The organism is Mesorhizobium sp. WSM4307, from assembly GCF_007003945.1.
In the GTDB taxonomy this organism is placed as follows: Bacteria; Pseudomonadota; Alphaproteobacteria; order Rhizobiales; family Rhizobiaceae; genus Mesorhizobium.
Genome location: NZ_VFTB01000005.1, coordinates 312,872 through 335,945, shown reverse-complemented (window position 1 = coordinate 335,945; position 23,074 = coordinate 312,872). Strand labels below are relative to the sequence as shown.

General features: G+C 65.1%; 20 protein-coding genes. 14 read left to right on the top strand and 6 right to left on the bottom strand.

The genetic code is table 11. From position 1 onward, the window contains the following. Positions 1-57: 57 nt before the first annotated feature. The 5 genes from FJV83_RS14275 to FJV83_RS14255 all read right to left on the bottom strand — a co-directional run bounded on the left by FJV83_RS14275 (position 58) and on the right by FJV83_RS14255 (position 6,857). Complete coding sequence (locus FJV83_RS14275; protein WP_142886538.1) at positions 58-1,647, bottom strand: indolepyruvate oxidoreductase subunit beta family protein; 1,590 nt, start codon at positions 1,645-1,647, stop codon at positions 58-60. After that, positions 1,640-3,793: an indolepyruvate ferredoxin oxidoreductase subunit alpha gene (locus FJV83_RS14270; RefSeq protein WP_095771766.1), complete on the bottom strand. Its 2,154-nt coding sequence runs from the start codon at positions 3,791-3,793 to the stop codon at positions 1,640-1,642. Before FJV83_RS14270 ends, FJV83_RS14275 begins: the two co-directional genes overlap by 8 nt. A gap of 44 nt (positions 3,794-3,837) precedes the next feature. After that, positions 3,838-4,320 (bottom strand): MarR family transcriptional regulator, encoded by a 483-nt coding sequence (locus FJV83_RS14265; RefSeq protein ID WP_095771765.1) that lies wholly within the window; start codon positions 4,318-4,320, stop codon positions 3,838-3,840. Beyond that, positions 4,320-5,891: an NAD(P)/FAD-dependent oxidoreductase gene (locus FJV83_RS14260; protein ID WP_095771764.1), complete on the bottom strand. Its 1,572-nt coding sequence runs from the start codon at positions 5,889-5,891 to the stop codon at positions 4,320-4,322. Before FJV83_RS14260 ends, FJV83_RS14265 begins: the two co-directional genes overlap by 1 nt. Before the next feature lie 174 nt (positions 5,892-6,065). Then, complete coding sequence (locus FJV83_RS14255; RefSeq protein WP_095771763.1) at positions 6,066-6,857, bottom strand: cyclase family protein; 792 nt, start codon at positions 6,855-6,857, stop codon at positions 6,066-6,068. Positions 6,858-6,975: 118 nt separating this feature from the next. Between FJV83_RS14255 and FJV83_RS14250 the strand changes: the two genes are divergently transcribed. From FJV83_RS14250 to FJV83_RS14185, 13 genes are all read left to right on the top strand, one after another. After that, the gene (locus FJV83_RS14250; RefSeq protein WP_142886537.1) at positions 6,976-8,550 is read left to right on the top strand and encodes an NAD(P)/FAD-dependent oxidoreductase; all 1,575 of its coding nucleotides are present in this window, start codon (positions 6,976-6,978) and stop codon (positions 8,548-8,550) included. Positions 8,551-8,661: 111 nt separating this feature from the next. Continuing rightward, entirely contained in the window at positions 8,662-10,191 is a 1,530-nt protein-coding gene (locus FJV83_RS14245; RefSeq protein WP_142886536.1) for an ABC transporter substrate-binding protein, read from the top strand. 168 nt (positions 10,192-10,359) lie between these two features. Then, a complete protein-coding gene (locus FJV83_RS14240) occupies positions 10,360-11,367 on the top strand; it encodes an ABC transporter permease (RefSeq protein ID WP_142886535.1) in 1,008 nt (335 codons plus the stop codon). After that, positions 11,360-12,208, top strand: a complete 849-nt coding sequence (locus FJV83_RS14235; protein WP_095771759.1) for an ABC transporter permease — start codon at positions 11,360-11,362, stop codon at positions 12,206-12,208. Before FJV83_RS14240 ends, FJV83_RS14235 begins: the two co-directional genes overlap by 8 nt. Then, positions 12,205-13,083, top strand: a complete 879-nt coding sequence (locus FJV83_RS14230) for an ABC transporter ATP-binding protein (RefSeq protein WP_095791944.1) — start codon at positions 12,205-12,207, stop codon at positions 13,081-13,083. The genes FJV83_RS14235 and FJV83_RS14230 overlap by 4 nt, the downstream gene beginning before the upstream one ends. Next, entirely contained in the window at positions 13,076-13,912 is an 837-nt protein-coding gene (locus FJV83_RS14225; RefSeq protein WP_095791945.1) for an ATP-binding cassette domain-containing protein, read from the top strand. The genes FJV83_RS14230 and FJV83_RS14225 overlap by 8 nt, the downstream gene beginning before the upstream one ends. 77 nt (positions 13,913-13,989) lie before the next feature. Next, complete coding sequence (locus tag FJV83_RS14220) at positions 13,990-14,589, top strand: VOC family protein (RefSeq protein ID WP_095771756.1); 600 nt, start codon at positions 13,990-13,992, stop codon at positions 14,587-14,589. A 142-nt stretch (positions 14,590-14,731) separates the two neighbouring features. Continuing rightward, entirely contained in the window at positions 14,732-17,026 is a 2,295-nt protein-coding gene (locus tag FJV83_RS14215) for a bifunctional salicylyl-CoA 5-hydroxylase/oxidoreductase (protein ID WP_095791946.1), read from the top strand. Further along, positions 17,023-17,796 carry an SDR family NAD(P)-dependent oxidoreductase gene (locus tag FJV83_RS14210; protein WP_142886209.1) on the top strand — a complete coding sequence of 258 codons (774 nt, stop codon included), beginning with the start codon at positions 17,023-17,025 and terminating at the stop codon, positions 17,794-17,796. Before FJV83_RS14215 ends, FJV83_RS14210 begins: the two co-directional genes overlap by 4 nt. After that, entirely contained in the window at positions 17,790-18,260 is a 471-nt protein-coding gene (locus tag FJV83_RS14205) for a MarR family transcriptional regulator (protein WP_010913223.1), read from the top strand. The genes FJV83_RS14210 and FJV83_RS14205 overlap by 7 nt, the downstream gene beginning before the upstream one ends. Next, positions 18,257-19,069: an enoyl-CoA hydratase family protein gene (locus tag FJV83_RS14200; RefSeq protein WP_095771753.1), complete on the top strand. Its 813-nt coding sequence runs from the start codon at positions 18,257-18,259 to the stop codon at positions 19,067-19,069. The genes FJV83_RS14205 and FJV83_RS14200 overlap by 4 nt, the downstream gene beginning before the upstream one ends. A 236-nt stretch (positions 19,070-19,305) precedes the next feature. Further along, on the top strand, positions 19,306-20,454 hold the full coding sequence (locus FJV83_RS14190; protein ID WP_142886208.1) for an acyl-CoA dehydrogenase family protein: 1,149 nt from the start codon (positions 19,306-19,308) through the stop codon (positions 20,452-20,454). A 63-nt stretch (positions 20,455-20,517) separates the two neighbouring features. Next, complete coding sequence (locus tag FJV83_RS14185; RefSeq protein WP_095787228.1) at positions 20,518-20,931, top strand: RidA family protein; 414 nt, start codon at positions 20,518-20,520, stop codon at positions 20,929-20,931. Here FJV83_RS14185 and FJV83_RS14180 read toward each other — a convergent pair. Next, on the bottom strand, positions 20,928-22,022 hold the full coding sequence (locus tag FJV83_RS14180) for an LLM class flavin-dependent oxidoreductase (protein ID WP_142886207.1): 1,095 nt from the start codon (positions 22,020-22,022) through the stop codon (positions 20,928-20,930). The two genes, FJV83_RS14185 and FJV83_RS14180, sit on opposite strands and share 4 nt — an antisense overlap. A 123-nt stretch (positions 22,023-22,145) precedes the next feature. On the opposite strand from FJV83_RS14180, the gene FJV83_RS14175 reads away from it, so the two are divergent. Continuing rightward, complete coding sequence (locus FJV83_RS14175; RefSeq protein ID WP_142886206.1) at positions 22,146-22,907, top strand: HpcH/HpaI aldolase/citrate lyase family protein; 762 nt, start codon at positions 22,146-22,148, stop codon at positions 22,905-22,907. Positions 22,908-23,074: the final 167 nt, after the last annotated feature.

Sequence of the window (23,074 nt, the reverse complement as noted above, 5' to 3'; positions counted from 1 at the left end):
CGTTCATTGCGCCTGGAAACGGAACCCGGAACCGGTGATGCCTCTGGTATCTCAGGGTTAGGGCGCCGAGATTGCCGGACCTGGCCCGAGCGTCGCCACTGTCTTCAGCGCGCCGTCGAGCATGTCGCCGTTTTCGTCCTTCAGCGCCGCCTCGCGCAGGCGGCGGATCCAGTCGGCGGCATCGTCGCGGCCCTTGAGCATGGCAAGCGCCGACAGCACGCGGTCGAATTTGGACTGGGCGCGAACATGGGTGTCGCTGTAGCCCTTGATCAGCCGGCGGCAGTTGAGGATTTCGACGGCCAGCGCATAGTCCTGGGGCACATGGGCGAGCGCCAGCGCGTACCAGCGATCGAGATGCGCGGTCTCGACCTTGTGCCTCAGCAGGCCGCGGCGCCAGCGGCGCAGGCCGCCGATAAACCAGAGTGCCGCAAAGCCGGCAAAGCTGTCGGTGCGGATGCGGCGGCCATGGTTGATGCGGCGGTCGAGGAAGGCGGCAAGCTTCGGCCGGCTCTCGATATAGCTGCCCAGCCCCGCCGGCATCGTGCCGCAGAACTCCTCGATGCGCGGATGAAAATATTCGGTGACCTGCAGGATCGAACCTTCCTTGACGCCGACTTCCTTGCGCACGCGCCTGTCACGGGTCGACCGTGTTTTCAGGTCGGCGACACGGATCATGTCGTCATAGCACAGCGCGTTGGCGAGGTGCTTGGCGGCGGCGATGGACAGCGCATGGGCATGGTCGGCGCGATCCACCGCGACGGCCTTGTCCAGCCGGTCAAGATACTCGCCGCCATAGGCGATGTCCTGATAGTCGACGACCTTCCTCAGGCCCCGCAACGCCATGTCACGCACCGCCACGGGCATCAGGTCGATGCGGGCAGCGAGCGCCTGCCAGCCCTGCAGCAGGTTTTGCGGGCCGCTCACGCGCCCTGCGCCCAATGCGGATTCGACAATGGCCGGCCCTGCCGGCCTCGGCGCCGGTGCCGCCGTGCCGCGCGCCCGGTCATAGGCGGCGCCAAAGGCGGCGAGGCTGGCCTTGACGCCGCGGCCGCCGGCACTGACCGCCTGCTCGTAGCTTTCGCGCGTGAAGGGCAGTGCGTCCGAGCCCGCCAGCGCGCCAAGCAGGCTGGCCGAGATCATCGAACCATTGTCGGCGGCGATCTTTTCCATGTCGAAGGCGATGAAGCGCTTCGATGCGGATTCCGCCGTCGCATGCACCTTGGCAGATGAGGCCCGGCCGTCGCCCGGCTCGATCTTCTCCGATACCGCGGCGATGCGGTGCGAAGAGGCGATCAGCGTGGTGCGCTCCGGCGTGACGAAACCACGGATGATGGCACGGCCGGCTTCCATCAATTCGGCGGCGACCAATATGTCGACATCGCCTTGCGAGGGCGACAGCGCGAAGACCGGCAGCCGGCCGGTGTCCCGGGCCATTTCGACATAGTAGATGGTGGCGCCGGTGCGCTGCGCCACGCCGGCGACCGAGGTCGATTGCGCGACATAGCCATTGCGTTCGGCGACATCGGTGATCCAGTCGGCCAGCACGCCGCCGCCCTGGCCGCCGACCGCCAGCACAGCGAGCTTGATGACGCGCTGGTCGTCCTGGGTGCCGTCCTTGGCGCGGAATGGCGGGACAGCGTCAAGCATTGGCGAACGTCAGGCGCCGGCTTTCGCGGCGGCGCTGCAGAAGGCTGATCACCGCGCGACGCGCGGATTCCAGGAAACGGTCCCAGCGGCTCGGATTGTGGACTACATCGGCGCGGTAGAAGGACGGGCAGAGTACGGCGGCATCGGCGACCTCGCCGCAATTGCCGCAGCCGACGCAGTTCTGGTCGATCGATGCCACCGGATCGTCGCGCAGCGGATCGTCGAGCGACTTCACCGACAGTGACGGGCAGCCCGACAACCGCATGCAGGCGTGGTCGCCGGTGCAGATGTCCTCGTCGACACCGAATTTCGGTTTGATCACGCGCTCGCCGCCCTTGATCGCCTTGTCGACCAGCGGCTTTTCGCGGCGCTGGCGGTTGAGCATGCATTCTGACGAGGCGACGATGACCTTCGGCCCCTTCTCCTCCGTCGTCAGCGCCTCGCGCAACGTGTCCTGCATCTTGCCGACATCGTAGGTGCGGTCGACATGGCGCAGCCATTTGACGCCCATGCCCTTCACCGCCTCGGTGATCGGATGTTTTGTCGACTTGGTCTTGTTGCCGGCGCGCGATGACAGGATGTCCTGCCCGCCGGTAGCGGCCGAATAGAAATTATCGACGATGACGATGACGCCGTCATTCTTGTTGAACACCGCATTGCCGATCGAGGAGGTCAGGCCGTTGTGCCAGAAGCCGCCATCGCCGACGAAGGAGATCGAGCGGCGCTTGGCATCGGGCGAATTGAACGCCGACGCCGAGGCCGGCCCCAGCCCATAGCCCATGGTGGTGGCGCCGAGCTCGAAGGGCGGCATGATTGAGAACAGATGGCAGCCGATATCGGAGGCGATGTGGTGCTTGCCGAGTTCCTGCTCGACCAGCTTGGTCGCGGCGAAGATCGGCCGCTCCGGGCAGCCGATACAGAAGCCCGGCGGACGGCCCGGCACCACATTGATCAGGTCCGCGGTGTCGACGCCGTCGCCGACCTTGTTGGGCGCGCGCACTTCACCGGGCAGCAGATGCGGCGCCTCGGCGCGCAGAAAGGCGCCGATGCCGTCGAGCATGACCTGGCCGGTGTATTCGCCGGCCATCGGCAGATATTCCTTGCCGACCAGCCTGGAGCCACGCCCGGCCTTGTGCAGCATCGCCGCGAAGGCCTGCTCGATGTAATTGGGCTGGCCCTCCTCGACGACCAGCACCGCCTGCTTGCCCTCGCAGAAGGACAGGAACTCGTCGTCGATCAAGGGATAGACGGCGTTGAGCACGTAGAGCGGCACGTCCGTCTCGCCATAGGTGTCGGCAAGGCCGAGACGCTGCAAGGCGCGGATGACGGAATTGTACATGCCGCCCTGCATGACGATACCGACCGAGCCGTGGTCCGAACCGAAGAATTCGTTGATCTTGCGGCTCTTTATGAAATCGACGGCGGCCGGCCAGCGCTTCGCCACCTTCTCCTTCTCATGCAGGAAGGAGGCGGGCGGAAGCACGATGCGGCCGGTGTCGCGGCGCGGTGCTTCGAGAGCATCGGCGACCGTCATCGGCGGCCGCTTGTTGTCCTTGGCGGTGAAATGGCCGTGAACGTGGCAGCAGCGGATGCGCACTTGCAGCATGACCGGCGTGTTGGAGGATTCCGACAGCTCGAAGCCGTCCTCCACCGCCTTGACGATCGACGGCAGGTTGGGGCGTGGATCGAGCAGCCAGACCTGGCTCTTCATGGCAAAGGCATGGCTGCGCTCCTGCATGATCGAGGAGCCCTCGCCATAGTCCTCGCCAACGATGATCAGCGCGCCGCCGGTGACGCCGCCGGAGGCAAGATTGGCGAGCGCATCGGAGGCGACATTGGTACCGACGGTCGATTTGAAGGTCGCGGCACCGCGGATGGGATAATGCACGGAGGCGGCGAGCATGGCGGTGGCGGTGGCTTCCGAGGCGCTCGCCTCGAAATGCACGCCGAGTTCGCCCAGAATGTCCTGCGCGTCGGCCAGCACATCCATCAGGTGGCTGATCGGCGCGCCCTGGTAGCCGCCGACATAGCCGACGCCGCATTGCAGCAGCGCCTTGGTGATGGCGAGGATGCCCTCGCCGGCAAACTCCTCTCCGGCGCCGAGCCTGAGTTTTTCAACTTCCTTGGCGAAAGACCGTTCGGCCATCTCTGCCTCCTTCCGTTGCCGCCGAGAACCGGCGGCGCGTACGTCTAGATGTCGTGCTTGCGAATGTTCTTGAGCATCTTCAAAAGCGTGGCGATGAGTGCCGCATATTCAGCGTCGTCGATATCGTCGAACATCGCCTCGAACGCGTCATGCATGGCCGGCCAGGCGCGAGTGAACTCGGCGCGGCCCTCATCGGTCAGGAAGACATGGCGGATGCGGCTGTCGGTGACGCCCTGTTCGCGCCGCACGAAACCTTGCCCCTCCAGCGTGTCCAGCGTGCGGCTCAAGGTCGACTGCTCGATCACCGTATAGACCGAGAGGTCGTTGACGGTGACGCCATCGGTGACCGACAGCACGGCCAGCGTGCGCACCTGCGGAATGGTCAGGCCCTGCTTGCGGAAATCATCGCGCAAGGTGGCGTTGTAGCGGCCCATGATGCGGTTCATCAGATAGGGCGCGAATTGCTGCAGGCCGATCTGCCCGAGCGTCGAAATGCGCTGGCGCTTTTCCGCCACCTTCTGTTCCATCACAGCCTCCTCGCCAGGAGAAAGCCGGAACCGCCGCCGAGACCCGCGCCGGGGTGGGTCGAGGCGCCGATATGATAAAGCCCCTTTATGCCGGTCTGGTGGTTGCGGCTGGTCTTGAACGGCCGCCACAGGAATGACTGGTCGATGGTCGAGGATCCGCCATAGGGATCGCCGCCGACCAGATTGATGTTCATCGCTTCAAGGTCGGTCGGCGAATAGGCTCGGCGCGCAATCACGCTGTCCTTGAAGCCATCGATGTGGCTGGCGAGGATCGCTCCAGCGCGGTCGGCATAGGCCTCGCGCAATGCGTCGGTCCATTGCCCATCAGCCGGGGCCTCCAGCTTACCGGCGGCATCGCCTTTGATGTGGCGCGGCGCCTCTGGCAGTTGCAGCCAGAGGATCGCCTTGCCTTGCGGACAGCGCGACGGGTCGAGCGCGTGCGGCTGGCCGACGCAGATGGTCGGCACTTCCGGCAGCATGCCGCGCACCGCCTCGTTGCAGGCTTTCGACACGCCATCCAGGCCCGGCGTCAGATGCAACAACGCCACCTTGTCCAGTCCTCCGCCGCGCCATGCCGGCGGCTTGTCGAGGGCGTAGTGGATCTGGAAGTTGCCTTTGCCGTAGCGGTATTTCCGCGTTGCCTCGATGTCGGCTTTGGGCGCCTCGCTGCCTAGCAGCCGGCCATAAAGCTGCGTCGGCGTCACCGAGCAGATGATGCTCTTCTTCGCATGGACCGTTTCGCCCGAGGCCAGCCGCACACCGGTGGCGCGACCACCAGCCAGGATGATGGAGGCGACGTCCGCTTCGGTGGAGATGACGCCGCCGCGCTCGATGATCAATGCCTCGAAGGCCGACAGCAGGTTCCTTGCCCCGCCCTTGACGATCGGGGCGCCCGCGGCTTCGAGCGCGAAGGCGATCACCTTGGCGATCTGGCCGGAGAAGGCATCTTCCGGCCCGAGCCCGGCATGCAGCACCCAGGGCGCCCAAAGCGCGCGGATGGTTTCGGACTGGTAGGTGCTTTCCAGCCAGCCGCGTGCCGGCGCCAGAGCGTCGCCGAGAAAGGCGGCAAGGCCGCGCGGGCCGCGCCGCCAGGCATCGCCGGCCAAAAGCTTGGCCGTCGGATAGGACCACAGGCTGCCGCCGAGCAGGCCGAACAGCAGGCCGGCATTGCGTTCGATGCCACCGACATCGTCGGCGTGGCGGTCGCCATCACCCGCCGCGATCGCATTGAGTGCGGCGACGTTGGCGGCGCGGTCGGTGCTGAGCACCGCGTGGCTGCCGTCCGGCCGCAGCACGCCGGTCGGCGTGGCCGTGTGGCAGAACTCCAGCCCGTGCCGGGCGAGGTCGCCGCCCAATGCCGCAAAGGCCGGCGAGGTGATGAACAGCACGAAGGTCGTCGCCATCACATCGTGTATGAAGCCGGGCGCGGTGATCTCCTCGGTGCGCATGCAGCCGCCGATGCGGTCGTTGCGTTCGAGGACGAGCACCTTGGCGCCCTTGCCGCCAAGCATCGCCGCGCAGACCAGCGCGTTGATGCCGCTGCCGACGATGATGTGATCGGGCGCTTTCATTGGGGAGTACCCTTGGATGACGGGAGGCCAATCGGGCTAAGCCGCGTTCCTTCGCGCCCCCCTCTGGACAGAGGGGGGCGCCGTAGAACGCTGACGTCACAAGACGGTCTTCCCCACTTCGTCATCGAAGTTTTGCCCTCGACCATGATCTTCTCCCGAAGACCGCCACCTCGCCTATTGCCCCGAGACCAGCGCCAGCGCGCGGATCGGGCTGCCAGTGCCGTGCTCGATCTTGAGCGGCGCCGCGATCAGGATGGCGCCCTTCGGCGGCAGCTGGTCGAGGTTGCACAGGCTGGCGAGGCCGTAGCGGTTGGCCTTGTGCATCAGCGTGTGCGCCGGGAATGGCGGCTCCATGCCGCCCGCCTTGCCGGCGTCGGTTCCGATCGTCTCCGAGCCCCAGCCCTTGATGTCCTTGGCTATCAGATACTGGATGGCTTCGGCCGTCGGGCCGGGCGTATGCGGGCCGGTCTCGTTGGCGTTGAGGAACTCGGCTTCCGAACCGTTGCGCTTGTACCAGTCGGTGCGCATCACCACCCACTCGCCGGCGTTGATGGCGCCGTGCTTGGCTTCCCACGCCTTGATGTGGTCGACGGTGAGCAGGAAATCGTGGTCGGCGGCGGCTTCCTTGGAGCAGTCGATGACATTGACCGGGCCGACAAAGTTCTGCGCCGGAATGGTATCGGTGGCGCCGTCCGGATAGTCCTTGCCGGTGATCCAATGCTGCGGCGCATCGAAATGCGTGCCGGAATGCTCGCCGAGCTTCAGCCAGTTCCACGCCCACCAAGGGCCGTTCTTGTCATAGCGGGAAATCGAATGGATCTCGACCTTGGGCGTGTCGACGGCGAGTTCCGGCGGCAGCTTGATCAGCGGCGTGTCCGGTCCGAGCTGCGCCGACAGGTCGACCACCTTGATGGCCCCTGAAAGCAGCCGGCCGGCGACTTCGCCGAGGAGTTTTTGCGTATCCATGTTTGTGTTCCCTCTTTTGTGGTGATGATCGAGGCTCGTCTCGGCCCTTAATATCCTACTAGACGAAAACATATGCATCTGCAATTATCTTTAAGCATAAAGGAAATGGGAACGGGGCGTGAGCGAGTTCGACGCGATCTTTGTCGGGGCGGGCCACAACAGTCTGGCATGCGCCGCGCATCTGGCGCTCAAAGGCTGGAAAACCGGGATTTTCGAGCGCAGCGCAACAATCGGCGGCGCCGTCCAGACCCGCGAATTCACCCTTCCCGGCTTCCGCCATGATTTCGGCGCGATGAATCTGAGCCTGTTTGCCGGCTCTGCCTTCCACCGGAAATATGCAAATGAATTGAAGGCGCAGGGCCTGGAATTCGCTCCGGTCGCCGACTGTTTCGCCAGCGCCTTTCCGAACGGACGCTGGTTCGGCGTCAGCAACGATCTGGAAAAGACCGCCACGCGCATGGCCGCTTTCTCCACCGCCGATGCCGCGACATGGCGCGGGCTTGTTGCCGCCTTCCCGGCCGAGGCCGAACATCTGTTCCGGCTGCTGGGCTCGCCGATGAGCGCCCGCGCGCTGGCCGGCTCAGCGTGGAAGCTGTGGCGCAAGAAGGGCATATCCGGCGCGCTCGACACGGGAAGGCTGTTGCTGTCGTCACCCCGCGCGTGGCTGGAGGAGACTTTCGAGTCGCCTTATGTGCGGGCGACGCTCGCCACCTGGGGCATGCATCTCGACTTCGCCCCCGACATCGCCGGCGGTGCGGTGTTCCCCTATCTGGAATCGATGGCCAACCAGAGCTTCGGCATGGTGCTGGGCAAGGGCGGCGCCGACACCATCATCCGGGCGCTGGCCGGCATGGTGACGTCCGCCGGCGGCAAGATCGTCACCGGCGCGGAAGTGGCCGAGATCACCGTTTCCGCCGGCAAGGCGACCGGGGTGCGGCTTGTTTCCGGTGAGACCCATACAGCCACCAAGGCCGTCATCGCCGGCGTCGCGCCAAAGGCGCTGACCGGCACGCTGCTGCCGGGGGGGTCCGGCAATGCCGGCTTCGACACGGCGATGAGAAAATTTCGGTATGCGCCGGGTACGATGATGATCCACCTGGCGCTGGACGACCTGCCGGACTGGCGCGCCGGGTCTGAGTTACGGCAGTTCGCCTATGTGCATCTGTCGCCCTCGCTCGACGCCATGTCGCGCACCTATCAGCAGGCAATGGCCGGCATGCTGCCGGACGAACCGGTGCTGGTCGTCGGCCAGCCGACCGCGATCGATCCCTCACGCGCGCCGCGGGGCAAGCATGTGCTGTGGGTGCAGGTGCGCATGCTGCCTGCAGAGATAACAGGCGATGCTGCCGGCAAGATTGCGCCCGCGCATTGGGATCAGGTCAAGGACGCCTATGGCGATCGCGTGCTCGACATCATCGAGACTTATGCGCCCGGCCTGCGCGCCAAAATCCTCGGCCGGTCCGTGTTCTCGCCCATCGACCTCGAGCGCGAGAACCCGAACCTGGTCGGTGGCGACCAGGTTTGCGGCAGCCACCATCTGGCGCAGAACTTCTTGTTCCGCCCGGCGCGCGGCTATGCCGGCTGGAACACGCCGGTCGGCAATCTGCATCTGACGGGAGCCGCGACATGGCCGGGTGCCGGGACCGGTGCGGCCTCGGGTCTCATGCTCGCGCAACAGCTTGGCGGGAGGTAGGCTCCGACGATTTTATCGAGGTGACGAGGGGCAAGGCGCTGCTGCCCACGAAGCCTGAACCAATGAACGGATAGCGCCGCGCAAAGACAATAACCAACAAGGGGAACGACCATGAAAATCAACAGACGCGAATTGCTGGGATACAGTGCCGCGGCACTCGGCATGGCCGCGGTTGGCCTGCCGAAAATAGCCAAGGCGGCGGCCGGCGAACTGACCATCGCATACAATGTCAACCTGCCGTCCTGGGATCCGACCACTGGGCCCTCGGCCGTCAACCCGACGATCCAGGGCCTCTACCAGTCGGTGTTCGACCAGTTTATCCCGCAGAAGCCCGACCTGTCCTTCGCCCCTGGCCTGCTCACGGAATGGGGCTGGAACGACGACCGCACCAAGGTGATGATGACGGTGCGCGAGGGCGTGAAATGGCATGACGGCTCACCCTTCACGCCCGAGGACGTTGTCTGGTCGCTGCAGCGCGCGGGCGACGAGAAGACCGGCAACCCGATCCAGTTCGTCTGGAAGAATGTCAGCAACTTCAAGATCGACGGCAACAAGATCACGGGCGACGTGGTGCAGTTCGACCCGGTCTATTTCAAATGGATGTCGTTCCTGACCGGCTACATCCTGCCGAAGGCCTATTACGAGAAGGTCGGCGCCGAAGGCTTCGAGAAAGCGCCGATCGGCACCGGCCCCTACATGGTGGAAAAGTTCGAGCGCAACGCCTTCCTGCGGCTGAAGGCCAATCCGAACTATTGGGGCGGCAAGCCGGCTTTCGAGAATGTGACGATCAAGTTCGTCACCGACGCGGCGAGCCGCGTCGCCGAGATCGAATCCGGCTCCTCGCAGGTGACGCTCGAAATCCCCTACGAGGAATATGACCGCCTGATCGCCAAGGACGGACTTGCCGGCTCGATCAAGAATGTTTCCGACATCGGCATGATCTTCTTCAACGACATCGAGGCGATGCTGGACAAGAACGTGCGCCAAGCAGCCGTGATGGCGGTGGACAAGGAGCTTCTGGTCAAGCGGCTGCTGCGCGGCTACGGCCAGCCGATCGCCACGCTGGAGACGCCGGAATACACGGCCTACGATGCGTCGATCAAGGTCGAGCACAATCCGGAAAAGGCCAAGGAGTTGCTTGCAGCCTCCGGCTATTCGCCGGAAAAGCCGGTCAAGTTCACCATCCAGACGACCAAGGGCTTCAAGCCCAAGGATTATGAGATGATCCAGGCGATCGTCGGCATGTGGCGCAAGGTCGGCATCGAAGCGACGATCGAAGTCTACGAGATCGCCAAGCACTACGAACTGCGCGCCGCCGACAAGCTGGCGCCGGCGGCCTTCTACAATTGGGGCAACGCCATCGGCGACCCGACGACCTCGACCGGCTTTGCCATGTACGGGCCGAGCCCGCACTCGGTGTGGGACAGCCAGGACCTGATCGACATGATCAACCCGCTGTGGGGCGAGAAGGACGAGGCCAAGCGCATCGCCGGCTGGAAGGCGGTCGACAAATACATCGCCGAGCAGGCCTATGTGCTGCCGCTTATGCAGTATGCGCAGCCGATCGTGCATGCCAAGGGCGTCAAGGTGGTGCAGCATGTCTCCGGCGCGTTGCTGCCGGCACTGATGACCCCGGCCTGAGACTGACGACAAGGCACGCTGTTCCAAGACAGCGTGCAACTTACGCAGGCCCCCTCATCTGGCCCTTCGGGCCACCTTCTCCCCTCGGGGAGCAGGTGGCCGCCAAGCGGCCGGATGAGAGGGCGTTTCGCTTAACCGATCACTGAGACAGGCCGGGCTTCAGCCAGCATGCTCCTGCAAAGATTCCTGATCCGTCTTCTGACGATGCTGATCACGCTGTTCGGCGTGGCCATCGTCGTTTTCGTCGTGATCCGCGTCGCGCCCGGCGATCCGATCGCCATGATGCTGCCGCCCGGCGCGACGGATGACGACATCGCCCGCCTGCGCGCGCTCTACCGGCTCGACAAGACCATCGTGCAGCAATTCTTCATCTGGTTGTCCGGCGTTGTCCGGGGCGATTTCGGCACCTCGATTTCGCTGCGGCAGGACGTGCTCGGCCTCGTCTTCAACCGGCTGCCGGCGACGCTGGAACTGGCCATCGTCGCGCTGATCATGGCGGTGGCGATCGGCGGTACGACGGCGGTCCTCGGCGCCAGAGAACGCGGCACGGCGGTGGAGGCAGGCATCGACATCGCCAGCGGGGCGGCACTTTCCATTCCCGATTTCCTGTGGGGCCTGGTGCTGATCCTGTTGTTCGGCGTGCTGGTGCCGATCTTCGACATTTCCGGCCGTGTGTCGCCGCAGCTCGACCTGCCCTTCGCCACCCAGTTCTATTTCTTCGAGAGCCTGCTGCGGCTGCGCTTCGACCTGACCTGGGACCTGTTGAAGCACATGCTGATGCCGGCGGTGGCGCTGGCGCTGCCGCTGGCGGCGATCATCTCGCAACTGCTGAAACAGTCGCTGAAGGAAGTGCTCGACCTCGACTATGTCGTGCTGGCGCGGGTCAAGGGTTTTTCCGAGACGCAGGTCATCCTGCGAGAGGCGCTGAAGAACGCCGCCCTGCCGACGCTGACCCTGGTCGGCGTGCAGTTCACCTTCCTGATCGGCGGCACCGTCATCGTCGAGCGGCTGTTTTCCTATGAAGGCCTCGGCAACATGGCGATCGATGCCGTCATCAACCGCGACCTGCCGCTGATCCAGGGCATCGTGCTGGTCTTCGCGCTGCTGTTCGTGCTGATCAATCTCGTGGTCGACATGATGTATGCCCTGCTCAACCCGAGGCTGCGCCATGGATGAGGCCCGCACATCAAGACGCGGACCGAGCCCCAGGCTGTGGCTCGCCGGCGGCTGGCTGCTGCTGGCTCTGCTGGCGGCGATCTTCGCGCCGCTGGTGGCGCCGCAGGATCCACTGGCGCAGGATCTGATGCTGGAGCGGCTGCCGCCCTTCTGGCTTGATGGCGCCGAGCCCGGCTATTGGCTGGGCACCGACAGCCTCGGCCGCGATCTGTTGTCCCGGCTGATCTTCGGCGGCCGTATCGCCTTCATCGTCGCTTTCGCGGCGGCCATCGCCGCCTGCCTCGTCGGCTCGACGCTCGGGCTGATCGCAGGCTATTTCGGCGGCTGGGCCGACCGCATCATTTCGCGCGTCGTCGATATCTGGATGGCGTTTCCGCCGGTGCTGTTCGCCATCCTCTTGGTCGCTGTGCTCGGCACCGGCCTCAGCTCCGTCATCCTGGCGATCGCCATCATCGACTGGACGCGCTTCTGCCGGGTGATCCGCGCCGAGGCGATGGGCCAGTCGCGCATGGACTATGTCGAGAATGCCCGCATCGCCGGCTATGGCCGCATCGGCATCATGCTGCGCGAAGTGCTGCCCAATGTGGTGCCGTCGATCGTGGCGCTTTTGTCGCTGGAGATGGGCATCGCCGTCATCGTCGAGGCGATCCTGTCCTTCGTCAATCTGTCGATCTCGACCGACGATCCGACCTGGGGCAGCATCATCGCCGAGGGCCGGCTGTCGATCCATCAGGCCTGGTGGGTGCTGGTGTTTCCGCTGATCACGCTGATCCTCACCGTGCTGTCGTTCAGCCAGTTCGGCGAAGCGCTGAAGGCCCGTTTCGACCCGGTGCTGCGATGAGCGCCTGTCTCGACATCGCCAATCTCAGCGCCGTGCTGCCGAACGGCCAGCGCGTGCTGCGCTCGGTGTCGCTTGCCGTGCAACCCGGCGAGGTGCGCGCACTGGTCGGCGAGAGCGGCGCCGGCAAGACGATGATCGGCAAGGCGGTGCTCGGCGTGTTGCCGTCGAGCGTGCGGCTCGTCGAAGGCGACATGCTGCTCGAGGGCGAAGACCTCGGCAGGCTTCAGCCCAAGGCACGGCGCACGCTGATCGGCGCCCGCACCGCGCTGATCCCGCAGGATCCGCTGACCGCGCTCAACCCGTCGCGCCGCATCGGTCCGCAGATGACCGACCGGCTGGTGCGCATTCTCGGCTGGAGCGGCGAGAAGGCCGATCGGCGCACCCGGCAGTTGCTGGACGAGGTGCAGATCCGCGATCCCGAGCGCGTGCTGAAAAGCTATCCGCACGAGCTGTCCGGCGGCATGCGCCAGCGCGTGCTGATCGCGGCCGCCTTCGCCGCCGAACCCCGGCTGATCGTCGCCGACGAGCCGACGACGGCGCTCGACGTCACCGTGCAGAAGCAGATCCTGCGCCTGATCGCCGCGTTGCAGCGCGAGCACGGCACCGCGATCCTGTTCGTCACCCACGATCTCGGCGTCGTCGCCAAGATCAGCCAGAAGGTCTCGGTGCTCTATGCCGGTAAGGTGGTGGAGGAAGCCGATACGGCAGCGCTCTTCGCCGCCCCTCAGCACGCCTATACGCGGGCGCTGATGGCGGCGACGCCGCGCTATACCGACCCTTTCGCCTCGCTGAAACCCGTGGACGGAGCGGTGCTGGCTGGGCTTGCCGCCGAGATCGCAGCAGCAGACCTGGCGTGGAGGCGGCCGCATGGTTGAGCCGCTGTTTTCCGTACGCGGGCTGAAGGTCGCCTTGCCCGACATGACGCGCAAGCCGCTGATCGGCCGTGCGCCTTTGGCCGAAATCCTGAAAGGGTTCGACTTCGACTTGCCGAAGGGCTCGGTGACCGGCATCGTCGGCGAATCCGGTTCCGGCAAGTCGACACTCGGTCGTGCCCTGGTGCGCCTGCTGGAGCCCAGCGCCGGCAGCATCGGCTTCGACGGCCGCGACATCACGCATCTGCCGGAAGCGGAGTTGCGGCCGTTGCGCCGCAATCTGCAGATGATCTTCCAGGATCCGATGTCGTCGCTCAATCCGCGCCGCACCATCGCCAGCATCATCGCCGCGCCGCTCAAGCAGAACGGGCTTGGCGACAATCTGAAGGCGCGCGTCGCCGAGGCGCTGCAGCGGGTCGGCCTGCCGCAGAGCTTTGCCGGCCGTTACCGCCACGAACTGTCTGGCGGCCAGCGCCAGCGCGTTGGCATTGCGCGCGCTCTGGCGCTGTCGCCGAAATTCGTGCTGGCCGACGAGATAGTCTCCGGCCTCGACGTGTCGACGCAGGCGCAGATCCTGACCCTGCTGGAGAAGCTCGCAGCCGACATGGGCCTGACCGTCGCCTTCATCAGCCACGACCTGTCGGTCATCCGGCGGCTGTGCCGGCAAGTCATCGTCATGCGCGAAGGCATGATCGTCGAAGCCAGCGCCACCGACGCCTTGTTCGACAATCCCAGGCAGGCCTACACGCGCGACCTCATCGGAGCCATTCCGCTGCCCGAAATCGACGCCGGCTGGCTGGACATTCCTGCCGCCGCCAAGGCCCCGACATGAATGCATACACATGCCGAAAAGCGGGGTTCGGACATGCGACCGCAAAGACCCAGGTCCCGCCAATGGAGAGGACTGACATGAAGACGATACTTCGAAATGCAACGCTTGCCGCCGCTGTCCTTGGCGGCGCCGGCATGGCCTCGGCCGATTCGATCCCCGGCATGCGCGGCCACGATCACACCGGCATCACCGTCCCCGACATGAAGCAGGCGGTCGACTTCTTCACCGAGGTGGTCGGCTGCAAGAAGGCAATGTCGTTCGGCCCGTTCGCCGATGACAAGGGTACCTTCATGCAGGACCTTCTGGGCGTCGATCCCAAGGCCGTCATCGAGCAGGTCACCATGGTGCGTTGCGGCTATGGCTCGAACATCGAGCTGTTCAAATACACCGCGCCCGACCAGAAGGATCTGACGCCGAAGAACAGCGACATTGGCGGCTTCCATATCGCCCTCTATGTCGACGACGTTGCCGCCGCCAAAGCCTATCTCGATGGCAAGGGCGTCAAGACACGCATGGGGCCCCTGCCGGTCAAGCAAGGGCCCGCCGCCGGCCAGACCATTCTCTATTTCCAGGCGCCCTGGGGATTGCAGCTGGAAGCGATCAGCTACCCCGACGGCATGGCCTATGAGAAGGGTGCCGAGACGGTGCTGTGGAGCCCGAAGAACCCGGAAAAGTGACCCTTGGCGCGCGCTTGCGGGGCGACACGCAAGCGCGCTGCCCGGTATCGGCATAATGATTTCGACATAAAACTTTAAGCTTGAAATATTTTGCCGCCGGCGCGATACTCACCAGGCAGCAAGCGAAGAGGAGATCGCACAGATGAAGGTTGCGGTTCTCGGCGGCGGTCCAGCCGGCCTCTACTTTGCCATATCGATGAAGCTCAGGGACGCCGCGCACGATGTGACGGTGTTCGAGCGCAACCGCGCCGACGACACGTTCGGCTGGGGCGTCGTGCTGTCGGCCGAAACGCTTGAGAACCTCGCCAAGAACGATCCGGTCAGCGCCGTCTGGATCAAGAAGCATTTTGCCTATTGGGACGACATTGCCGTCATTCATGACGGCGTGCGCACGGTCTCGTCAGGTCACGGTTTCTGCGGCATCGGCCGCAAGCGGTTGCTGATCCTTTTGCAGCGTCGCGCCCGCGAGCTCGGCGTCAAGCTGATGTTCGAGACCGATATCGCCGATCCCAAGCCTTACATGGAGTCTCATGATCTAGTCGTCGCCGCGGACGGGCTGAATTCCAGGGCGCGCAACACCTTCGTCGACATCTTCAAGCCGGACATCGACACCCGCAAATGCAAGTTCGTCTGGCTCGGCACCAACCAGAAATTCGACGACGCCTTCACCTTCATCTTCGAGAAGACCGAGCATGGCTGGGTGTGGGCGCATGCCTACCAGTTCGACAGTGAGACCGCGACCTTCATCGTCGAATGCAGCGAGCAGACCTGGGCTGCCTTCGGCTTCGGTGTGATGACGCAGCAGGAATCGATCGCGGTGTGCGAGCGCATCTTCGCCAGGCATCTCGGCGGCCACGCGTTGATGACCAATGCCAACCACATCAGGGGTTCGGCCTGGATCAATTTCCCGCGCGTGCTGTGCGAACGCTGGTCGTACAAGAACCTGGCGCTGATGGGCGACGCGGCGGCATCGGCGCATTTCTCGATCGGCTCCGGCACCAAGCTGGCGCTGGAAAGCGCGGTCGCGCTGGCCGAGTATGTGGAAACCGAGCCGGATCTCGATGCCGCGTTCCGCAAATATGAGGACGCACGGCGAACCGAGGTGCTTAAGCTGCAATCGGCGGCGCGCAATTCGCTCGAATGGTTCGAGGAGGTCGAGCGCTATCTTGGCCTCGATCCGGTGCAGTTCAACTATTCGCTGCTGACCCGCTCGCAGCGCATCAGCCACGAGAATTTGCGGCTGCGCGATGCCGAATGGCTGGGGGGTGCCGAAGAATGGTTCCAGCGCCAGGCGGGTGCCGGCGGCAACAGGCTGCGCCGGGCGCCGATGTTCGCGCCGTTCAAGCTGCGCGACATGAAGCTGCAGAACCGCGTCGTCGTCTCACCGATGGCGCAGTACAAGGCCGTCGACGGCTGCCCGACCGACTGGCATTTCACCCATTATGCCGAGCGCGCCAAGGGCGGCGCCGGACTCGTCTATATCGAGATGACCTGCGTCAGCCCGGAAGGCCGTATCACGCCCGGTTGTCCCGGCTTCTACGCGCCCGAGCACGAGGTGGCCTGGAAGCGGCTGCTGGACTTCGTCCACACAGAGACCGAGGCCAAGATCTGCGCCCAGATCGGCCATTCCGGCGCCAAGGGCTCAACCCGTGTCGGCTGGGAAGGCACCGACGTGCCCCTGGTGTCGGGCAACTGGCCTGTCATGGCGGCCTCGGCGATCGCGTGGTCGCCGCAGAACCAGGTGCCGAAGGCGATGGATCGCGCCGACATGGACAAGGTGCGCGACGAGTTCGTGGCCTCGGCCGAGATGGCCGACCGCTGCGGCTTCGACATGCTGGAGATCCATGCCGCGCACGGCTATCTCTTGTCGTCCTTCATCACCCCGGTCACCAACCGGCGCACCGACGCCTATGGCGGCGCGCTGGAAAATCGCATGCGCTATCCCCTGGAAATCTTCCACGCCGTGCGCGCCGCTTGGCCGGCGGAGAAGCCGATCTCGGTGCGCATTTCAGCCAATGACTGGGTCGGCATCGAAGGCGTCACACCCGCCGACGCAGTCGAGATCGCGCGGCTGCTGCATGAGGCCGGCGTCGACATCTGCGACGTGTCCGCCGGCCAGACCTCAACGGCGGCAAAACCCGTTTACGGCCGCATGTTCCAGACACCGTTCTCGGACCGCATCCGCAACGAGGTCGGCATGGCGACGATGGCGGTCGGCAACATCTACGAGCCGGACCATGTCAACTCGATCCTGATGGCCGGCCGCGCCGACCTGGTGGCGCTGGCACGGCCGCACCTTGCCGACCCGTACTGGACGCTGCACGCGGCGGTGACGCTCGGTGACCGCGGCGTGAAATGGCCGGATCCCTATCTGCCCGGACGCGACCAGATCTACCGGCTGGCCGAGCGCGATGCCGCCGCGGGGCTGAAAGTATGACGGCGGCACCAGCGATCTCCGGCAAGCATGCGCTGGTCACTGGCGGTGGCTCCGGTGTCGGCCGGGCCATCGCGCTGGCGTTGGCTGGTACCGGCATCGACGTGACCGTCTGCGGCCGGCGCGACGCCGAGCTTGCCAAAGTGGCCGGCGAAAGCGACCGTATCTTCGGCATCGCCGCCGATGTCACCAATGAGGTGTCGATGGCCTCGCTCTACCAGAGGGCGGAATCCGAGCGCGGGCCGTTCGACATCGTCATTGCCAATGCCGGCATGGCCGGCAGCACACCGGCGCACAAGACCACGCTCGCCGACTGGCAGAAGACGCTCGACGTCAACCTGACCGGCGCCTTCCTGACGGTGAAGCCGGCGCTGGCCGGCATGGCCGCGCGCAAGACAGGACGGATCGTGTTCATCGCCTCCACGGCCGGATTGAAAGGCTACGCCTATGTCGCGCCTTACGTGGCGGCCAAGCATGGCGTCGTCGGGCTGATGCGGGCGCTGGCGGCGGAGACCGCGAAATCCGGCGTCACCGTCAACGCTGTGTGCCCGGGCTTCGTCGAGACCGATATGCTGGAAGAATCCATCCACCGCATCGTTGAAAAGACCGGCCGCTCGGCTGGCGAGGCGCGGGCGAGCCTTGCCTCGACCAACCCGCAAGGCCGCTTCATCCAGCCGCAGGAAGTCGCCGCCGCCGTGCTGTGGCTGTGCGGCGAGGCAGCGTCATCGATCACCGGACAGGCAATTTCCATCTCAGGAGGCGAAACATGGTAGCCGGCCCCCTGCCCGCACCGTCGGGACCCGGCAAGGACCGTCTGCGTCTGTGGATCAGGCTGCTGCGCGCCTCGCGCACAATCGAGGCCGAACTGCGCGAGCGCCTGAAGAAAGAATTCGATACGACCCTGCCGCGCTTCGACGTGATGGCGGCCCTCTATCGCGTGCCTGAAGGCATGCTGATGAGCGACCTGTCGCGCTTCCTGCTGGTCTCCAACGGCAATGTCACCGGCATTGTCGACCGGCTGGTTTCCGAAGGACTGGTCGCTCGGGCCCGCCGCAATGGCGACCGCCGCACCTCCATGGTGCGGCTGACCGAGGAAGGCACCAAATCCTTTGCCACCATCGCCGCCGCCCATGAGGGCTGGATCGGCGAATTGCTGGGCAAGGTCAGCGAGGAGGATGCGCGCCGGCTGACCGGCATGCTGACCTCGTTCCGCAGCAACTGGGAGGGACGCGAATGACCGGGATGGCCGGGCTGAAGCCGAAGCATTTCCTGTGGGAGGTCGAAGGCAGGATCGCCAAGATCCGGCTCGACCGGCCGGAGCGCAAGAACCCGCTGACCTTCGACAGCTATGCCGAACTGCGCGACACCTTCCGCGACCTCGTCTATGCCGACGATGTCGACGCCGTGGTGTTCCTCTCCAATGGCGGCAATTTCTGCTCCGGCGGCGATGTCCACGACATTATCGGCCCGCTGGTCAAGATGGACATGAAGCAGCTCCTCGCCTTCACCCGCATGACCGGCGATTTCGTCAAGGCGATGCTGAACTGCGGCAAGCCGATCATCGCCGCCGTCGACGGCGTGGCGGTCGGCGCCGGCGCCATCATCGCCATGAGCTCCGACATCCGCATCGCCACACCGGAGGCCAAGACCGCCTTCCTGTTCACCCGCGTCGGCCTTGCCGGCTGCGACATGGGCGCCTGCGCGATCCTGCCGCGCATCATCGGCCAGGGCCGCGCCGCCGAACTGCTCTACACCGGCCGCACCATGACTGCCGCCGAGGGCGAGCGGTGGGGGTTCTACAACAGGCTGGTCGATGCGGCCTCGCTCGAGGCGGACGCACTCGACATGGCGGCGCGCATCGTCTCCGGCCCGACCTTCGCCCACGGCATCACCAAGACGCAGCTCAATCAGGAATGGTCGATGGGTCTCGACCAGGCGATCGAGGCGGAAGCGCAGGCACAAGCGATCTGCATGCAGACGCGCGATTTCGAGCGCGCCTACAAGGCGTTTGTGGCCAAGGAAAAGCCGGTGTTCGAGGGGAATTGAGATGTTTTCGTCGCTCAAGAAGGACTTGCCGGCGGGGCAGCGCCCCCCTCTGTCCTCCCGGACATCTCCCCCACTTGGGGGGAGATTGGCAGCTTGGGCGCCGGCTCCCGTCTTGCAACGCTGGCGATTGGCGAATGCGGCAATAATAGCCGATCTCCCCCCTTGTGGGGGAGATGTCCGGCAGGACAGAGGGGGGCGTCGTAGAGCGCAACGCTCCATGTACTGCGGAGGCCAACATGCCTGACCGTTCCTTCCTCAACTGGCCCTTTTTCGAGAACCGCCATCGTGAACTCGCCGAGAGCCTGGAAGCATGGTGCGCAAAACATCTCCCCGTCGATCACCACGACGTCGATGCCGCCTGCCGCGCGCTGGTGCAAAAACTTGGCCGCGACGGTTGGCTGAAGCCGACCGCTGTTGACACCGACAATCCCGGCCCGCTCGATGTCCGCATTTTGTGCATCACGCGCGAGACGCTTGCCCGCCATGACGGGCTTGCCGATTTCGCCTTCGCCATGCAGGGATTGGGCACCGGCGCGCTCAGCCTATTCGGCACGGCCGATCAGCAGCAATGGCTGGCGCAGACGCGGGCCGGCAAGGCGATCTCGGCCTTCGCCCTGTCGGAACCGCGCTCGGGCTCGGATGTCGCCAACACCGAAATGACGGCGACCCGCGACGGCGACAGCTATGTGCTCACCGGCGAGAAGACCTGGATCTCCAATGGCGGGATCGCCGATCTCTACATCGTCTTTGCCCGCACCGGCGAGGCGCCGGGCGCCAAGGGGCTTTCCGCCTTTATCGTGCCTGGCGACACTGCGGGCCTCGGCATCGCCGAGCGCCTCGAAGTGATCGCGCCGCATCCGCTGGCGCGGCTTTCCTTCGATCAGGTCCGTGTCCCCATCTCGGCCCTGATCGGCAAGCCAGGTGACGGCTTCCGCATCGCCATGTCGGTGCTCGACGTGTTCCGCTCGACCGTCGGTGCAGCAGCGCTCGGCTTTGCCCGCCGGGCGCTGGAAGAAAGCATCAGCAGAGTGGCCGAGCGCAAACTGTTCGGCGCACCGATGGCCGAATTGCAGATGGTACAGGGTCACATCGCCGACATGGCCCTCGACGTCGATGCGGCGGCGCTTCTGGTCTACCGCGCCGCCTGGACCAAGGACATGGGCGCGGCGCGGGTGACACGCGAGGCGGCGATGGCAAAACTGTTCGCCACCGACAAGGCGCAGGAGGTGATCGACAAAGCGGTGCAACTGCATGGCGGCGACGGCGTGCGCAAAGGCCACATCGTCGAAAGCCTGTATCGCGAGATCCGCGCGCTGCGCATCTACGAGGGTGCCTCCGACGTGCAGAAGGTGGTCATCGCGCGGCAAGTGATGGGCGCGGCCTGACGCGGGAAATTGACGGGCATTCGATTTTGAGACTTGGGTTTCAGGAATACCGGGAGGCTTCAAATGCATGAGATTCTGCAGCCGGAAGGCTGGGCCAAACCGGTCGGCTACGCCAATGGCGTCGCGGCGCGTGGGCGGCTCATCTTCGTCGGCGGACAGGTCGGCTGGAACGGTCAGTGCCAGTTCGAAACCGACGACTTTGTCGGCCAGGTGCGGCAGACGCTGCAAAACATCGTCGCTGTGCTGGCCGAGGCCGGTGCCGAGCCCCGGCACATCACCTCGATGACCTGGTATTTCACCGACAAGGCCGAGTACCTCGCCAACCTCAGGGGCCTCGGCGAAGCCTATCGCGAGGTGATCGGCCGACATTTCCCGGCGATGGCCGCCATGCAGGTGATGGCGCTGGTCGAGGACCGCGCCAAGGTGGAGATCCAGGCCACCGCTGTGATACCGGACGAACTCGTTCGTCCGGACTAAGTTACCCGCAGACCAGCCTTCCTCAAAATCGGCAGCACGTGGTCGCAGAAATAGGGCAGCTCCTGCGTGTAGTTGACGAAGGAGAGCGCGATGCCCTGATAGCCGTTCCCGGCAATGGCGGCCATGTCGGCGGCGATCGTTTCGGGTGTTCCGACCAGTGGATAGGTGCCGGCCCCGCCGGCGAAGCGTTGGCGGTACCGGTCATAGGCGTGCGGGTCGTGCGACTGCGAGAATTCCTTCTTGCCAGCCATATGGGCGTCGACCGCGTCATGGTCGGCCAGATCAACCGCGTAACGCATGTAATAGGCCTGCGCCTCCTCCATGGTCGGGCGGCAGACGACATGCGCCACGGTGTAGACGCCGACATCGCGGCCGGCCTTGTCGGCGCGCTCGCCGATATCGGCGACATGCTTGCCGGCATCGCTCATCTCGGAAAAGGTCGTGAACAGATAATCGCACCGGGCGGCGGCGAAGTCGCGGCCCGGCCCGCCGAAAGCGGCATTCATAGTCACCGGGCGAGGAAGCTGCAGACTGGCCGGCCGGCTCACCGCTTCCTTCAGGCGATAATAGGTGCCTTCATAGTCGAGCGGCCCGGCCGATGCATAGAGCTTTTCAAGAATCTCGATCCACTCGGCCGCCTGGTCGTAGCCCTTCTCGACCAGCGGCGTGCCGAACATGCCGAATTCCTTCGGGTTCCAGCCGCAGACGATGTTGAGCCCGGCGCGGCCCTGGCTGATGTGGTCGACCGTCGCCAGCGCCTTGGCGGCATAGAGCGGATGCACCAACGGCACGTGCACGGTCATGAACAGGCCGATCTGGTCGGTGGCCACCGCCAGAGCAGCCGCCCAGGTGAAGGTTTCGAACGACCATTCGCGCACCTTGTTGCGGCCGCCAAAGCCGCGCCAGCGCGCGATCGGCAGGATGAATTCCAGCCCGGCGCGGTCGGCAATTTGCGCTGCCGTCAGATTGTCCTGCCAGCTTGCCGTCCAGCGTTCCGGCACATCGGTGATGGCAAGCCCGCCATCGGCGTTGGTCGAAAAGACGCCGAGCTTCAGTTTGTTCGGGCCGTGCAGGGGATGCGCTTTGATCATCTCGGGAACTCGCGGCGGGAGGCCACACGCTAGGCTCGCGGTAAAATATTTCAAGCCTGAAATAGCTTCGCCTCGCCGCCGTTTGCGGATATGAGTTTGGGCCAGACGACAAAGGGGATCGGCATGAGCGAATTCCGCCAGAAATGCATCGGCAAGGCAAACCTCGTCGGTTCGTTTGCCGCCATTCCCCATCCGGTCGCGGTCGAAGTGATGGCGCTGTCGGGCCTCGACTTCCTCTGCATCGACTGGGAGCATGCGCAGATCTCGCGCGACATGATCGAGACCATGGTGCGCGCGGCCGACGTTCGCCGCGTGCCGGCGATGGTGCGCGTTCCCGGCCATGCACCGGAAGCCATCCAGGCGGCGCTGGACAGCGGCGCGCAAGGCGTGCTGGTGCCGCGCGTCTCGACCGCCGCGCAGGCCGAAGCAGCAGTGAAAGCCTCGCGCTATCCGCCGCTGGGCGAGTGTGGCGTCGGGCCTGGCCGAGCCGCCGGCTATGGTTATCGCATTCCCGAATATCTTGCCGGCGCCAACGACAGAACCGTCGTCGCGGTTCAGGTCGAGACAGCGGCGGGGCTCGCCAACGTCGATGCGATCGCGGCCACCGACGGCGTCGACGTGATCTTCGTCGGCCCGGGCGATCTTTCGGTGTCGATCGACGCGATCGGACCGCAAGGCGCCGACAAGCTCAATGCGGCGATCCGGACAGTCATCGGCGCGACGGTCGCACGCGGAAAGACATCAGGCATATTTTGCGCCAGCCCACAGGCCGTCAGCCGGTGGGCAGCCATCGGCGCGAGTTTCTTCGTGCTGGCCAGCGACACGATGTTTCTGGGCGCCGGCGCCGCGGCCAACGCTGCCGCCGCGCGCGACGAATTGGCATAGACAGGCGCGGCCAGACAAAAAGGCGTATCGCCGGAGCAACACGCAAGCCAAGCTTTTTAAGCTTAAAACTTTCGCCTTGAAATGCGTCCCACTTTGGATAAGCATTCAAGATCGATGACGGCGGCCGTGCCGCAGGGGTTGCCGGCCAGTCCATCGTGGTGCTTCGG

What these genes read in the sequence shown, in the direction of transcription:
- FJV83_RS14210 (WP_142886209.1), top strand. Translation starts at nt 17,023, where the DNA reads ATGACGGCGGCACCAGCGATCTCCGGCAAGCATGCGCTGGTCACTGGC.
- FJV83_RS14265 (WP_095771765.1), bottom strand. Translation starts at nt 4,320, where the DNA reads ATGGAACAGAAGGTGGCGGAAAAGCGCCAGCGCATTTCGACGCTCGGG.
- FJV83_RS14230 (WP_095791944.1), top strand. Translation starts at nt 12,205, where the DNA reads ATGAGCGCCTGTCTCGACATCGCCAATCTCAGCGCCGTGCTGCCGAAC.
- FJV83_RS14215 (WP_095791946.1), top strand. Translation starts at nt 14,732, where the DNA reads ATGAAGGTTGCGGTTCTCGGCGGCGGTCCAGCCGGCCTCTACTTTGCC.
- FJV83_RS14235 (WP_095771759.1), top strand. Translation starts at nt 11,360, where the DNA reads ATGGATGAGGCCCGCACATCAAGACGCGGACCGAGCCCCAGGCTGTGG.
- FJV83_RS14190 (WP_142886208.1), top strand. Translation starts at nt 19,306, where the DNA reads ATGCCTGACCGTTCCTTCCTCAACTGGCCCTTTTTCGAGAACCGCCAT.
- FJV83_RS14260 (WP_095771764.1), bottom strand. Translation starts at nt 5,891, where the DNA reads ATGAAAGCGCCCGATCACATCATCGTCGGCAGCGGCATCAACGCGCTG.
- FJV83_RS14220 (WP_095771756.1), top strand. Translation starts at nt 13,990, where the DNA reads ATGAAGACGATACTTCGAAATGCAACGCTTGCCGCCGCTGTCCTTGGC.
- FJV83_RS14175 (WP_142886206.1), top strand. Translation starts at nt 22,146, where the DNA reads ATGAGCGAATTCCGCCAGAAATGCATCGGCAAGGCAAACCTCGTCGGT.
- FJV83_RS14270 (WP_095771766.1), bottom strand. Translation starts at nt 3,793, where the DNA reads ATGGCCGAACGGTCTTTCGCCAAGGAAGTTGAAAAACTCAGGCTCGGC.
- FJV83_RS14205 (WP_010913223.1), top strand. Translation starts at nt 17,790, where the DNA reads ATGGTAGCCGGCCCCCTGCCCGCACCGTCGGGACCCGGCAAGGACCGT.
- FJV83_RS14180 (WP_142886207.1), bottom strand. Translation starts at nt 22,022, where the DNA reads ATGATCAAAGCGCATCCCCTGCACGGCCCGAACAAACTGAAGCTCGGC.
- FJV83_RS14200 (WP_095771753.1), top strand. Translation starts at nt 18,257, where the DNA reads ATGACCGGGATGGCCGGGCTGAAGCCGAAGCATTTCCTGTGGGAGGTC.
- FJV83_RS14240 (WP_142886535.1), top strand. Translation starts at nt 10,360, where the DNA reads ATGCTCCTGCAAAGATTCCTGATCCGTCTTCTGACGATGCTGATCACG.
- FJV83_RS14255 (WP_095771763.1), bottom strand. Translation starts at nt 6,857, where the DNA reads ATGGATACGCAAAAACTCCTCGGCGAAGTCGCCGGCCGGCTGCTTTCA.
- FJV83_RS14185 (WP_095787228.1), top strand. Translation starts at nt 20,518, where the DNA reads ATGCATGAGATTCTGCAGCCGGAAGGCTGGGCCAAACCGGTCGGCTAC.
- FJV83_RS14225 (WP_095791945.1), top strand. Translation starts at nt 13,076, where the DNA reads ATGGTTGAGCCGCTGTTTTCCGTACGCGGGCTGAAGGTCGCCTTGCCC.
- FJV83_RS14245 (WP_142886536.1), top strand. Translation starts at nt 8,662, where the DNA reads ATGAAAATCAACAGACGCGAATTGCTGGGATACAGTGCCGCGGCACTC.
- FJV83_RS14275 (WP_142886538.1), bottom strand. Translation starts at nt 1,647, where the DNA reads ATGCTTGACGCTGTCCCGCCATTCCGCGCCAAGGACGGCACCCAGGAC.